At 45.9% G+C, this 13,494-nt stretch carries 9 protein-coding genes, 3 rRNA genes and 1 riboswitch; of the genes, 2 read left to right on the top strand and 10 right to left on the bottom strand.

What is annotated here, in order from left to right; translation table 11 throughout:
* Nucleotides 1-6: 6 nt before the first annotated feature.
* From SG35_RS17490 to SG35_RS17505, 4 genes are all read right to left on the bottom strand, one after another.
* A complete protein-coding gene (locus tag SG35_RS17490) occupies nt 7-447 on the bottom strand; it encodes a hypothetical protein (RefSeq protein WP_044831748.1) in 441 nt (146 codons plus the stop codon).
* A 7-nt stretch (nt 448-454) separates the two neighbouring features.
* Nucleotides 455-1,273: a PEP-CTERM sorting domain-containing protein gene (locus tag SG35_RS17495; protein WP_044831749.1), complete on the bottom strand. Its 819-nt coding sequence runs from the start codon at nt 1,271-1,273 to the stop codon at nt 455-457.
* 191 nt (nt 1,274-1,464) lie between these two features.
* Nucleotides 1,465-3,279, bottom strand: a complete 1,815-nt coding sequence (locus SG35_RS17500) for a hypothetical protein (protein ID WP_152646530.1) — start codon at nt 3,277-3,279, stop codon at nt 1,465-1,467.
* 337 nt (nt 3,280-3,616) lie between these two features.
* A complete protein-coding gene (locus SG35_RS17505) occupies nt 3,617-3,961 on the bottom strand; it encodes a DUF3718 domain-containing protein (protein WP_084692592.1) in 345 nt (114 codons plus the stop codon).
* 60 nt (nt 3,962-4,021) lie between these two features.
* Nucleotides 4,022-4,106, bottom strand: a riboswitch (cyclic di-GMP riboswitch).
* A gap of 190 nt (nt 4,107-4,296) precedes the next feature.
* On the opposite strand from SG35_RS17505, the gene SG35_RS17510 reads away from it, so the two are divergent.
* Nucleotides 4,297-4,680, top strand: a complete 384-nt coding sequence (locus tag SG35_RS17510; protein ID WP_044831752.1) for an RNA-binding S4 domain-containing protein — start codon at nt 4,297-4,299, stop codon at nt 4,678-4,680.
* 113 nt (nt 4,681-4,793) lie between these two features.
* Here the strand turns inward: SG35_RS17510 and SG35_RS17515 are convergent, their stop codons facing one another.
* On the bottom strand, nt 4,794-5,282 hold the full coding sequence (locus SG35_RS17515) for a GNAT family N-acetyltransferase (RefSeq protein ID WP_044831753.1): 489 nt from the start codon (nt 5,280-5,282) through the stop codon (nt 4,794-4,796).
* Nucleotides 5,283-5,386: 104 nt separating this feature from the next.
* Here SG35_RS17515 and SG35_RS17520 point away from each other — a divergent pair, with 104 nt between their 5' ends.
* The gene (locus SG35_RS17520; RefSeq protein ID WP_044831754.1) at nt 5,387-6,370 is read left to right on the top strand and encodes an ion channel; all 984 of its coding nucleotides are present in this window, start codon (nt 5,387-5,389) and stop codon (nt 6,368-6,370) included.
* A gap of 258 nt (nt 6,371-6,628) precedes the next feature.
* Here SG35_RS17520 and SG35_RS17525 read toward each other — a convergent pair whose 3' ends face one another.
* The 5 genes from SG35_RS17525 to gmhB all read right to left on the bottom strand — a co-directional run bounded on the left by SG35_RS17525 (nt 6,629) and on the right by gmhB (nt 13,458).
* Nucleotides 6,629-6,925, bottom strand: coding sequence for a SymE family type I addiction module toxin (locus SG35_RS17525; RefSeq protein WP_044831755.1), 297 nt, complete (start codon nt 6,923-6,925; stop codon nt 6,629-6,631).
* A gap of 365 nt (nt 6,926-7,290) precedes the next feature.
* A 5S ribosomal RNA gene (rrf, locus tag SG35_RS17530) occupies nt 7,291-7,405 on the bottom strand.
* Between the two features lie 118 nt (nt 7,406-7,523).
* Nucleotides 7,524-10,411, bottom strand: a 23S ribosomal RNA gene (locus SG35_RS17535).
* 355 nt (nt 10,412-10,766) lie between these two features.
* A 16S ribosomal RNA gene (locus tag SG35_RS17540) occupies nt 10,767-12,306 on the bottom strand.
* The 16S, 23S and 5S rRNA genes sit together here, the layout of an rRNA operon.
* 549 nt (nt 12,307-12,855) lie before the next feature.
* Nucleotides 12,856-13,458, bottom strand: coding sequence for a D-glycero-beta-D-manno-heptose 1,7-bisphosphate 7-phosphatase (gmhB, locus tag SG35_RS17545; protein WP_063888663.1), 603 nt, complete (start codon nt 13,456-13,458; stop codon nt 12,856-12,858).
* Nucleotides 13,459-13,494 lie beyond the last annotated feature (36 nt).

Genomic DNA, 13,494 nt, shown 5'->3' on the forward strand with positions numbered 1-13,494 from the left:
AACTAACTATTTGTCCCCCTTAAATAGCTCTGCTGCATCTTGTTCTGGCCTTAACGCGTCTGAACGTTCGAGACGATAAAGACCCGACGGATATTTTTGCAATAACCATAAACCTTGGGCATTCTCCGGCAAGAGCACATCGGTACTGGTGAGTCCGGCTTTATGATAGGGGGCTAACTGAAGCAGTAAAGTGGTCTGTGTTTTCTCTAAGCCTTTAAAGTGCTTTTCAATACGAAGCACGCCCAGGTTAATCTTCTGCTCACCTGCCAGTGTTATTTGATGTTTATCCACCAAAGTGCCGATAACGGCGACATCAGCCATTTTTACCAGCTCTTTGGCGGTAAAAAACAGCTGGTCCGCCCGTGCAGGTGGCGCGGCTATGGTACAAGAGAAAGCCGCTGTTATCATAGTAATAACAACGGCTTGTTTTACTGAGATAAAACGCATAAAAGCTTTATTTACTCAGCTTTTTGCGTGAAGCCAGTAATGTCAGGCTTAATAACATCAAGATCACCGTTCCCGGCTCAGGTACATCAACGGCAATGTCACGTAAACCGACGGCATTGATCAGCTGCTCAAAGTTACTGTAAGAGAAAGCACGGTCTAATATACGCTCACCATTTGGCATGCTGGTCGGCGATGCCCCGGTGCCCATCAAACCAAAGCTGGACTCTCCCGGGTTGGCTTCTGCACTTGTAGGGTGAGGCAGTGACAAGGCATGACCAATTTCATGGGAAGTGGTACCGGCAATCAGGTTGATCCTGTCTTCATCGGTTAACGCCAACTGCGCCAAACCTAATAAATTGTCGGTGAAGATAGAGCCAACCACGGCTCCCGCCGAATAACTAAAGTTATCCGTTAAGGCACAGCTTAAGCAAGCGTGCCCTAACGCACCGGTTTGATTGAGGTAATCTTCCCCTATTTTAAAATAAGAGTAATCACTGTCACCATTTAACGGTCCTGAGCCTATGGTGCCGATTTCAAAGTCAAGATCTAGCTCTTTACCCGGTGGCAACGACGGATAAACATAACCAAAAAAGTCTTCAACAACGGTATCAAAGATACTATCAATTACCTGGCTGTGGGATAAGCCGGTAAAACCAAAAGGAGAAGAATCAAAGGCATTGGTGGAAACACCGAAGATATTGGTTGATGGGTTAGAGGTAAAATCTAAAATAATGGTGGAAGCTTTAACCGGTTTTACCGACATCAATACCACTAACATAGTAAGAAAAACTAAAGTAATCAGTTTATTCTCGTAAGTTTTTTTCATGTAATACTTGTGCATGAGAGAAGAAAATCCTTTCTGTTTGTCAAATTAATGGCAAAATTGCCAAACTGGCACGCTGCACAACTCGTGCCAGTTAACAGCTCATAATTCAACCACTTACTACTAAAATTACACATTAAAGTTCAGGCACTAACAATACGCCATGAATGACCTAGTGCCCGGTTTTAATTCGGCTAGTTACATCCCGTCCACCAGCAGGGATTATTGGTAATAAAGTCACTCACCGCCTGGTATTTAGGAGAAAGGGACGGGCCATCATCCTGATATTCCAGCATGCCGAAAGTGCCGTTTTCATTCCACAGGTCCTCCACCAGAAAATTAAATATCAAAGTACCACCGGCATTGCGAAAGTTAGTAAAATTACTGGTATAGGCAGTGCCCATGCGTTGATCCCGGTTAGCCTGGATCATGGTTGATACCGTTGTTGCCGGTGCGCCAATGGACACTATATGCTGGCCTGCTTCATAGAGCATAAGTGAAAGCTCGTGCGTGCTTGCCAGGGCATTGGCTTGTGTATATACCTGGTTAAGATCTGCCAGCGATGCACCCGATTGCAGATGACGGCCATCGGTAATTTCTTCAAACACTTCATCCAGGGTCAGAGTATCAAACCGGCTCTGATCGTCAACCCAACGCCTGTCGGGGCCGATATAACCGGACATAGCCAGGGCATCAACACTGGCATAAGTATTTTCAAATTCCACCGCGGTCTGGGTATAACTGGGAATAGGGTTAAAACCTGCGATAACCCGGGTAACGCGATCGGAATTCTGGCCAAACTGCGCCCGCCATTGGTTTAACACCACCGCGGCCTGCCCGGAAGACCATTTGGCCACCTTGGTAAAGTCGCTGTCGGTGGCGGGAATACCTGATGTCGGCAGGTTCGCCTGCGCCAGGGCATGTCCCCAGGGCAAAGGTGTCGCCGCATTAAAGAACTCATTGCCGTATTCTATATAGGCATTGAGGTTATCCTGAAGCAGGCTGTTGACCATAGCGCCGTATTGCTCAATATAGTGTGTATCGGCCATCACAGGAATATTAAAATAGCCGTCGGCATTGAGCAGGTTGCTCATGGCAATCATATATTCATAGGGAAAACCGCGGTCATCCCGGGTAAACATCGCTTCCTGAGGCGTTACCCTGTCGCTCCAGCTGACCACCGGGTTGTCTTCTACCCTGGACCATTTCATATAACGAATGGCGGAGTATTGCTGATAATGCTGGCTATATTCCGGATGAAAGACCACTTTATTGTCCATTTCACTCACGGGATCGGTAAATCTGTCATAATAAACCTGCTCGTAGTCATAGCACTGTTCATCCAGCGCGCACTGGCCGGTGCCTCCCCTGGGGGTTTGGCATTGCTTTAACCGGTTTAATTCGGTTGGTGAGCGACCGCAAACACCACCCGGGGTGATCAGGCGCACATTGCGGATATAGTCTTGCTGCTGTGACAAGAGTAAAAAACTGATCCCGTTCTCATCCTGGGTTTGCCGGTTAACATCAAAGGTGATGCGTTTTAACCCGTTGCCGGTGGTTTCCACTTCCATACCCGGGTAATAAACCGTTTCATTGTCGGAAGGCCCGGTAATAAACATGCCCTCCCCTTCAAACAACATCACATAGGTCCCCCCAGGATAGTGCCCTGCCTGATTACTGAAAACCGAGGTATAGGCACACTGCTCATTTTGTAATGAACGTATCCAGCGGTTACTATCCAGATCCAGTGCAGGTCCGGTTCCCCAGGAGGAAAAATCACAGGGCATTGGCACCCAGTCCTGCGCTTTGGCAAAAGCATCCACCAGCACCCAACCCGGGGTCCAGCTATTCATGGGGGCAACATTGGTTGCCACGGAGGATTGCTGGTTAAGTAAGTTACTGCCATAGGCTGGCGGCACCGCAGCTTGTATTGCCGAGCTGCACAGCATAGAACCCATTAGCGTCATGCTATTAATCAAAGAACCGGATGTGATCGAATTCAACTTCATCGTACTACCCTCAAAATTACGGTTTTAGTCACCATGACCGGCATTTTTACAGGCAACACCTGTTCCAGTTTATCGTACTAAAAAAGAGCGTTTTTTAACCACATGAAAAATAGCTAACTTTACTGAATAAAATATTGCAGGAGGAGGAAAGGATATAAACAGAGACGTTTTCTTGACGTCCTTTTGCCTAGGGTTCAGGACGAACTCACTTGGAACTATCTTAGTTTTTGCTGGTTAGAATAAACAGCACCTGATTAAACCAACAGCCATAAAAAAACCCGGTGTTCTTGGAACACCGGGCTTAGAAATTTTTACAGCGAGCCTTTAGGGCTTAATATTAACCGTTGATGCGTTTTTGAGCAGCAGCCGTTAATTCAGGAGACTGGATAGAAGCTAAAACACCTTCTACTTTTTTTCTTGGTAATTTGTTAATCATCAAAGTACCGGTAACCAGAGAGTTTTTCTCTGAAGCAAAAGCCAATAAGTTTTGACCGTTACATTGAACGCCGTCGAAAACATTACGGATTTTGATTTTGTTTGATTTAAGGTAAGAACGTAAACGGCCTTTATCATCCGCTTGAACGTACTCACAGATAGATTGAGCGATATCCGCAGCGTGAACAGCAGGAATTGAAGCAACAGACAGAAGAGCAACAGCAGGAACAATAAGTAATTTTTTCATCAGATAACCTTTCATCAACAAATAAGAAGTAGTGAAACAGACGCACGTTACCCAATCAGCTTAGGTGGCCCCGCTATCGTAGGTAATTACCCTTAGACCGGAAGCTTTGCGTAATACCCTTTCAGGTATCTTGCCGTTTCTTGCGCGGCGTATTATAGAGAAAAAGGTATTAGATGCAAGTAAAATTACGAAAAAAGATTAAAAAACATTCATTTTTTACTTTTCCGCCGTTAAACCCTAGAGCAGATACTACTAACCGCCTTATCCGCCGACATGTTAGAATAACGCCTTAGCATGAAAGTAGACCGCCTTAGAAACTTGATTTAGAGAAAAATATGCAAGAAGACATTGAATACCAGGTAGTAGAAATAACTGAGCAACCGATAGCACTTTGCCAGTTACTTAAAATAGCCAATATGGTTGGCGGCGGCGGTGAAGCAAAAATAGTGATCAGCGAAGGTTATGTACTGCTTAATAATGAAGTTGAATACCAAAAGCGTAAAAAGGTTTTTGACGGTGACATCGTGGAATTTAACGGCGATGCCATACAGATCCGCCTGGTAGAGCAAGAAGAGCCAGCTCCGGCAACTGATATGCCCCCTCCCCGGTCCAAAAAAGCAAAGCAGGCACAACAAAAACCTTCCACGAAGAAAAAGGCTGCTAAAAAGCCGCCAGAGCCCGAAGCCTCTCAAGGTAAGAGAAGACCTATCTCTTTTTAATAAACAATACTAGATCAGCCACGAGAGTGGCGATAATGGGTAAAGCAGCCCCGGTAATTTAACTTCCGGGGCCTTGTTCCTGACAAAGAGGCATGGTCATGCCAAGCTCAGCCTTAGCCGGCGAGTTTCTTATCCCAGAACATGGCTTGCCCCATTTCAGGATCAAGCTCATAACCTGAAAAGCCAAACTTTCGATAGGCCTTTTGCGCGACTGCATTACCTTGCAGCACTTCCAGGGTCAGCTTACAACAGCCCTTTTCCCTGGCAATATTTTCAACTTCCTGTAACATTTTCTCAGACAAACCATGGCCCCGGTAGAAAGGTAACACCACAACATCATGGACATTAATCACAGGTTGACAACTAAAAGTTGAGAAACTTTCAATACAATTAATCAAACCGGCCGGTTTACCGTCCAGGTAACACAGCAGGGTAAACATGTCTGATCGTTGAGACAAAGCAGTCAGCAAATTCTCTTTAACATACTCAGTTAACGGCTCCTCTCCCCCCATGGGATCGAGCGCATAGGCATTTAACAGCATCAATAAATCCTTGCCCTGTTGTTCATCCTTATAGTCTGCAATACATAATTGGATATTCATAATTACCTTCACTTTTATATGCTTGGTATAAAAAACACACCAAACGCAGCATTTTCAAGTTCGCTAACTATACTGTATTAATAAATAAAAGGAAGCCTGCGTTAATGGATCAAGAAAAGCCCCTGTGCCAATATAAAGACCCGGAGAATTATAATTGCTCCTGTGAAGCCAATGAATCCGGCTTATGCTTTTGGCATGATCCGTCCACGGACAAAAAAGGCCCAGAAATTAAACAGGCCTTGGAAGAATATGCTAAAAGTGGCGGACTCTTAAGGGGGATCAGCCTTAAACGCGCCAACCTAAAAGAAATAGATCTGGTTAACCATAATAAGAAAACAGGTTATGACTTTTCTTATGCCGATCTCTACCGGGCTGATCTTGAAGGGGCCCACCTGTTCAATATCACTTTTGATCACGCCAGTTTAATGAAAACCGACTTACGTTACGCCAACCTGAACTGCGCCTCATTACAGCAAGCCAACTTACTGGGCGTTCGCTGGAGCCACAGTAAGGTAGAGAATTTACGGATAGGAAAAAAACTCAGGCAGGAGTACCTTGCGCACCAGGCGTTAAAAGAAAAAAATATCACTCAGGCACATGATTATTTTGAGCAGGCAGAAGAAATTTATCGCGATCTAAGAAAACATGCCGAGCGCGAAGGAATTTTTGCGATGGCCGGAGAGTTTATTCAAAAAGAGCTCACCATGCGCAGAATGCAGCTGCCCAAATTCAGCACTAAGCGGTTGACATCAAAAGTTATCGATCTGTTTTGCGGTTATGGCGAAGCCCCCGTACGCATAATAGGTATCTCCATATTAATCATTATTTGCTGTGCTTTTATATACGCTATGACCGGACTAAATTATCAGGGAAGTATCCAGACATTTGACAGCAGTGCCAGTCTCACAGATAACTTTAGCTTATACCTGTCTTGCTTATATTATTCTGTCGTTACCTTCACTACACTTGGCTATGGCGACTTCACCCCCGTAGGCGTTTCCCGCACAGTAGCCGCTGTAGAGGCTTTTACCGGCAGTTTTACCATAGCCCTCTTTGTGGTCGTCTTTGTGAAGAAAATGACTAGATAAGTGAACCTGGCAGCTGAAGTACTATCACATACCATTTCTAGGAGTCGAAGGGCTGCTCCAACTTCATTGCTATTGTTGCTAAACAAAAGCTCAGTTCAGGAAAGCAAAAAGCCCGACTCTTTCGAATCGGGCTTCTCTAAATAAGAGTCTGACAATAAGCAACATGGATGCGTGAAAGACCCATATTTTAGCATTGCGCCAAAACTAAAACTGCTATGCCAGCTTTCAGCACAGCAGTTTAGTTTTTCCACTTTAGTGCTAATCCTCCGTTTGCCGATTGTTACCGACCGCAACATCAACTTGCTTAGGGATTATGTAGATTGCCCCCTGATTTACTTCAATACGGACTTTTTGCCCAACAGCAAATCCGGCCTTTCTAAGCCACTTGCCTCTGAGCACAACACAAGGTTCAAGCTTTACCGGTACATAGTTAATCCCTATACCGCGGGTTCTTGCTGCCGACCCGCAGACAGTCTCCTGCACGGTAAGTTGCCGATAAATGGGATATTTTACTTTTGCCGAGTCAAGCTCTGGCGTATGATGATATTTAGCCATGACGTACTCTCGTTAAGTTCGTTGTGGTTAGCGACCTCTGAGTGTTGCTTCACTCAGGGGTTGCGACTTTAGTTGCTGCTGTTAAAACAACAGTGAATAGATAAGTAATGTTGAAATAGGCGCTCTCCTTTGTGGTTTGGATAGCACTATTAATAAAAGACCAATTCGCACGATAAATCAGGCTATGCCCGCATTTAGTCTTGTGCTATTTATGCGTTAGCGTATGGATTGCTGTACAAGGCCCTGCAACGAAAAAACATGAAAAGTATTAGCGAGATTTTCAATGCTGCAGACATTGCTGCTATATAAATTTTTTTGGATAGCAAAAAGCCCGACTCTTTCGAATCGGGCTTTTCTAAATAGAAGTCTAGCAATGTCCTACTCTCACATGGGAACTCCCACACTACCATCGGCGCTACTGCGTTTCACTTCTGAGTTCGGCATGGGATCAGGTGGTACCACAGTGCTATTGTCGCTAGACAAAAACAGTCAATCTTGGAAAACGATATATTTACTTAATCTTATTCAAATCTATGTGTACGTGACTTTTGTTTGTTATGTCAGTCTTCATACAATCTTAAAACCACTTGGGTGTTGTATGGTTAAGCCTCACGGGTCATTAGTACAAGTTAGCTCAATGCCTCGCAGCACTTCCACACCTTGCCTATCAACGTTGTAGTCTCCAACGGCCCTTCAGGGGACTTAAAGTCCCAGTGAGAACTCATCTTAAAGCCTGCTTCCCGCTTAGATGCTTTCAGCGGTTATCAGTTCCGAACGTAGCTACCGGGCAATGCCATTGGCATGACAACCCGAACACCAGAGGTTCGTCCACTCCGGTCCTCTCGTACTAGGAGCAGCCCTCTTCAATTCTCAAACGCCCACGGCAGATAGGGACCGAACTGTCTCACGACGTTCTAAACCCAGCTCGCGTACCACTTTAAATGGCGAACAGCCATACCCTTGGGACCGACTTCAGCCCCAGGATGTGATGAGCCGACATCGAGGTGCCAAACACCGCCGTCGATATGAACTCTTGGGCGGTATCAGCCTGTTATCCCCGGAGTACCTTTTATCCGTTGAGCGATGGCCCTTCCATACAGAACCACCGGATCACTATGACCTACTTTCGTACCTGCTCGACGTGTCTGTCTCGCAGTTAAGCTGGCTTATGCCATTGCACTAACCGTATGATGTCCGACCATACTTAGCCAACCTTCGTGCTCCTCCGTTACTCTTTGGGAGGAGACCGCCCCAGTCAAACTACCCACCAGACAGTGTCCCCAAGCCCGATTAGGGCCCCAGGTTAGAACATCACGCATACAAGGGTGGTATTTCAAGGTTGGCTCCACCAACACTGGCGTGCTGGCTTCAAAGCCTCCCACCTATCCTACACATGTAGGAGCAATGTTCACTGTCAAGCTATAGTAAAGGTTCACGGGGTCTTTCCGTCTAGCCGCGGGTATACGGCATCTTAACCGCAATTTCAATTTCACTGAGTCTCGGGTGGAGACAGTGTGGCCATGATTACGCCATTCGTGCAGGTCGGAACTTACCCGACAAGGAATTTCGCTACCTTAGGACCGTTATAGTTACGGCCGCCGTTTACCGGGGCTTCGATCATGAGCTTCGCAGAGCTAACCCAATCAATTAACCTTCCGGCACCGGGCAGGCGTCACACCGTATACGTCATCTTTCGATTTTGCACAGTGCTGTGTTTTTAATAAACAGTTCCAGCCACCTGGTTACTTCGACCGACTTCAGCTTAGGGAGCAAGTCCCATCACCATAGTCGGCGTACCTTCTCCCGAAGTTACGGTACTATTTTGCCTAGTTCCTTCACCCGAGTTCTCTCAAGCGCCTTAGTATTCTCTACCTAACCACCTGTGTCGGTTTGGGGTACGGTTCCTTATAATCTGATGCTTAGAAGCTTTTCCTGGAAGTATGGCATCAATGACTTCAGCTCCGTAGAGCCTCGTCTCGTATCTCAGTCTTAGAATCCCGGATTTGCCTAAGATTCCAACCTACATACTTTCACATGGACAACCAACGCCATGCTCACCTAGCCTGCTCCGTCCCTCCTTCGCAATTATAAGAAGTACAGAAATATTAATCTGTTTCCCATCGACTACGCGTTTCCGCCTCGCCTTAGGGGCCGACTTACCCTGCCCTGATTAACATGGGACAGGAAACCTTGGTCTTTCGGCGTGGGGGTTTTTCACCCCCATTATCGTTACTCATGTCAGCATTCGCACTTCTGATACCTCCAGCATGCCTTACAACACACCTTCAACGGCTTACAGAACGCTCCCCTACCACTCAAACAAAGTTTGAATCCGCAGCTTCGGTGACTAGTTTAGCCCCGTTACATCTTCCGCGCAGACCGACTCGACTAGTGAGCTATTACGCTTTCTTTAAAGGATGGCTGCTTCTAAGCCAACCTCCTAGCTGTCTATGCCTTTCCACATCGTTTCCCACTTAACTAGTACTTTGGGACCTTAGCTGGCGGTCTGGGTTGTTTCCCTCTCCACAATGGACGTTAGCACCCATAGTGTGTCTCCCGGATAGTACTCACTGGTATTCGGAGTTTGCAAAGGGTTGGTAAGTCGGGATGACCCCCTAGCCTTAACAGTGCTCTACCCCCAGTGGTATTCATCCGAGGCTCTACCTAAATAGATTTCGGGGAGAACCAGCTATCTCCCGGCTTGATTAGCCTTTCACTCCGACCCACAAGTCATCACCGCATTTTTCAACATACGTGTGTTCGGTCCTCCAGTTGATGTTACTCAACCTTCAACCTGCCCATGGGTAGATCGCCGGGTTTCGGGTCTATACCCTGCAACTGAACGCGCAGTTAACACTCGCTTTCGCTACGGCTCCCCTAATCGGTTAACCTTGCTACAGAATATAAGTCGCTGACCCATTATACAAAAGGTACGCAGGCACCGGACTAAATCCGGCTTCCACTGCTTGTACGTATGCGGTTTCAGGTTCTATTTCACTCCCCTCACAGGGGTTCTTTTCGCCTTTCCCTCACGGTACTGGTTCACTATCGGTCAGTTAGGAGTATTTAGCCTTGGAGGATGGTCCCCCCATGTTCAGTCAACATTTCACGTGTGCCGACCTACTCGATTTCATGATAAGTTTATTTTCGTGTACGGGGCTATCACCCTGTATCGCCAAGCTTTCCAGCTTGTTCCACTAATGTACAAATCACTTAAGGGCTAATTCCCGTTCGCTCGCCGCTACTAAGGAAATCTCGGTTGATTTCTTTTCCTCGGGGTACTTAGATGTTTCAGTTCTCCCGGTTCGCCTCCTAAAGCTATGAATTCACTTTAGGATACCCGCCTGATGACGGGTGGGTTTCCCCATTCGGACATCGAAGGCTGTAACGGTTTTTATCACCTTACCTTCGCTTTTCGCAGATTAACACGTCCTTCATCGCCTCTAACTGCCAAGGCATCCACCACATACGCTTAGTCACTTAACCATACAACCCCAAGTAGTCTTACCTAAGTAAAAGCTTGAATATCTGGTGACTAAACCAGATTAAGTTGTAAAGTCTGACATTTTCACGCACTCATAGAGTGTCTTGAATAAGAGTTGATAATGATTCAAGGAAGAAATCATTATCAGGTTGATGTTCACAGCGCGACACTGTGTTCATCGTCGTAAATAGCCGTTTATAAAAACGATTATTCACGGGTATATATATATCAGCTTTCCAGATTGTTAAAGAACAGTTTTCAACGCACATTCGGTTGAAAAGTTGGTTTTTTCTTTATTAATTTGTTATCAGTGCAATTTGTGTGAACACTCAACGAGAACATTGTTCTACTTCAAGATAAGGAGGTGATCCAACCCCAGGTTCCCCTAGGGTTACCTTGTTACGACTTCACCCCAGTCATAAATCACAAAGTGGTGACCGTCCTCCCGAAGGTTAAACTAGCCACTTCTTTTGCAACCTACTCCCATGGTGTGACGGGCGGTGTGTACAAGGCCCGGGAACGTATTCACCGTGGCATTCTGATCCACGATTACTAGCGATTCCGACTTCATGGAGTCGAGTTGCAGACTCCAATCCGGACTACGACAAGCTTTGTGGGATTCGCTCCACCTCGCGGTATTGCTGCCCTCTGTACTTGCCATTGTAGCACGTGTGTAGCCCATCCCGTAAGGGCCATGATGACTTGACGTCGTCCCCACCTTCCTCCGGTTTATCACCGGCAGTCTCCTTAAAGTTCCCGCCCGAAGCACTGGCAAATAAGGATAGGGGTTGCGCTCGTTGCGGGACTTAACCCAACATTTCACAACACGAGCTGACGACAGCCATGCAGCACCTGTCACAGAGTTCCCGAAGGCACTAAACCATCTCTGGTAAATTCTCTGGATGTCAAGGGATGGTAAGGTTCTTCGCGTTGCATCGAATTAAACCACATGCTCCACCGCTTGTGCGGGCCCCCGTCAATTCATTTGAGTTTTAACCTTGCGGCCGTACTCCCCAGGCGGTCAACTTATCGCGTTAGCTGCGCCACCCACATCTCAAGGATACAGACGGCTAGTTGACATCGTTTACGGCGTGGACTACCAGGGTATCTAATCCTGTTTGCTCCCCACGCTTTCGTGCCTCAGCGTCAGTTTTTGTCCAGGTGGCCGCCTTCGCCACTGATGTTCCTTCCAATCTCTACGCATTTCACCGCTACACTGGAAATTCCACCACCCTCTACAAAACTCTAGCCTGCCAGTTCAAAATGCAGTTCCCAGGTTGAGCCCGGGGCTTTCACATCTTGCTTAACAAACCGCCTACGCACGCTTTACGCCCAGTAATTCCGATTAACGCTCGCACCCTCCGTATTACCGCGGCTGCTGGCACGGAGTTAGCCGGTGCTTCTTCTGTTGCTAACGTCACAGAATGCAGTTATTAACTACACCCCTTTCCTCACAACTGAAAGTGCTTTACAACCCGAAGGCCTTCTTCACACACGCGGCATGGCTGCATCAGGCTTTCGCCCATTGTGCAATATTCCCCACTGCTGCCTCCCGTAGGAGTCTGGGCCGTGTCTCAGTCCCAGTGTGGCTGATCATCCTCTCAAACCAGCTAGAGATCGTCGCCTTGGTAAGCCATTACCTTACCAACTAGCTAATCTCACTTGGGCTAATCAAATGGCACGAGGCCCGAAGGTCCCCCGCTTTGGTCTGTAGACATTATGCGGTATTAGCAGTCGTTTCCAACTGTTGTCCCCCACCATAAGGCATATTCCCAAGCATTACTCACCCGTCCGCCGCTCGACGCCGAAGTACAAGTACTTCTCGTTTCCGCTCGACTTGCATGTGTTAAGCCTGCCGCCAGCGTTCAATCTGAGCCATGATCAAACTCTTCAATTAAAAATCGTTTGTGAGAGACTAGCTCTCTGACTCAATGAATCTGTACATATAAAACTATGAATAATAGTTTTGTGTGTCATTCATCATTAAGTTTATTTTTGCTCTTGCTTCGAAAAGCGAAGAACTATGTAAAATCAACATTAACGTGAGTGCTCACACAAATTGCATGATAACTAATTTTTAAAGAACTTCATTTAACTAACGAGTTAAACGAAAATGATTAATCGCATTCGTTAATCATTGTTGCTTGATCGCTTGTCTCAAGCGAGATGCGCATCATACGCCTCTCAGTTTTGATGTCAAGCTTTATCTCAAATAAAAAGTAAAAACCTTAAATTGTTTTCAATAGTTAACTGGTCTATCCAGCACTAAGTAAACGAGAGTAAACTTATCAAAACACTTCCTTGGGATGCCCCGAAGAAGTGGAAGCGCATTTTAGGGATTTTTCTCTTCAGGTCAAGCGAAAAAAATAACTAATTTTAAATACTAGTTCAATCGCTCAATAAGTAAACAAATATAGGCCTATAAACATAAAAAATTCGCCATTTTTTATAATGCCTTTATGATTTCGATTGCGCCAAGCACATTGTTCACTTTTATAACTTTGGATTGTTTGGTTAGATCTTGCTTGCCAGCGCCGTTATTACTCGCATTCTCGCTATCGTTTTTGATTTCTTCTTCAAGATAACGACTTGCCACTAAGATGCGGCTGCTAATACCGGCAGCTTCTGCCGCCTGCATATCTGAAGGTTTATCACCAATAAAAATACTCAGCCCAAGATCAATATTATATTTTTCTTGTGCCTTTAAGATCATACCGGGTGCCGGTTTACGGCATTGGCACGACATTTTAAATTCATTAACGCCTTTAGTCGGATGATGAGGGCAATAAAATACCTCTTGTATATCGATGCCCTGCTTTTTGAACTGAGCTAACATCCAGGAGGTTAATGTTTCAAAATCAGCAACAGCGTATAACCCGCGTGCAATGCCCGCCTGATTGGTGATAACAAAAATGTCATAACCCTTTGCTGCAGCCAGTTGGCATAACTCAAAGATGCCACCGACAAATTCAAAGTCGTCAATTTTATGCACATAACCATGGTCGATATTGATAATACCATCACGATCTAAAAAAAGTGCCTTAGCCATACTTAATCATCTTTATACTTGTGGGGTTAACCGAAG

This window comes from Thalassomonas actiniarum, from assembly GCF_000948975.2.
GTDB classification, from domain to species: domain Bacteria; phylum Pseudomonadota; class Gammaproteobacteria; order Enterobacterales; family Alteromonadaceae; genus Thalassomonas; species Thalassomonas actiniarum.

What these genes read in the sequence shown, in the direction of transcription:
- SG35_RS17490 (WP_044831748.1), bottom strand. Translation starts at nt 447, where the DNA reads ATGCGTTTTATCTCAGTAAAACAAGCCGTTGTTATTACTATGATAACA.
- SG35_RS17495 (WP_044831749.1), bottom strand. Translation starts at nt 1,273, where the DNA reads ATGAAAAAAACTTACGAGAATAAACTGATTACTTTAGTTTTTCTTACT.
- SG35_RS17500 (WP_152646530.1), bottom strand. Translation starts at nt 3,279, where the DNA reads ATGAAGTTGAATTCGATCACATCCGGTTCTTTGATTAATAGCATGACG.
- SG35_RS17505 (WP_084692592.1), bottom strand. Translation starts at nt 3,961, where the DNA reads ATGAAAAAATTACTTATTGTTCCTGCTGTTGCTCTTCTGTCTGTTGCT.
- SG35_RS17510 (WP_044831752.1), top strand. Translation starts at nt 4,297, where the DNA reads ATGCAAGAAGACATTGAATACCAGGTAGTAGAAATAACTGAGCAACCG.
- SG35_RS17515 (WP_044831753.1), bottom strand. Translation starts at nt 5,282, where the DNA reads ATGAATATCCAATTATGTATTGCAGACTATAAGGATGAACAACAGGGC.
- SG35_RS17520 (WP_044831754.1), top strand. Translation starts at nt 5,387, where the DNA reads ATGGATCAAGAAAAGCCCCTGTGCCAATATAAAGACCCGGAGAATTAT.
- SG35_RS17525 (WP_044831755.1), bottom strand. Translation starts at nt 6,925, where the DNA reads ATGGCTAAATATCATCATACGCCAGAGCTTGACTCGGCAAAAGTAAAA.
- gmhB (WP_063888663.1), bottom strand. Translation starts at nt 13,458, where the DNA reads ATGGCTAAGGCACTTTTTTTAGATCGTGATGGTATTATCAATATCGAC.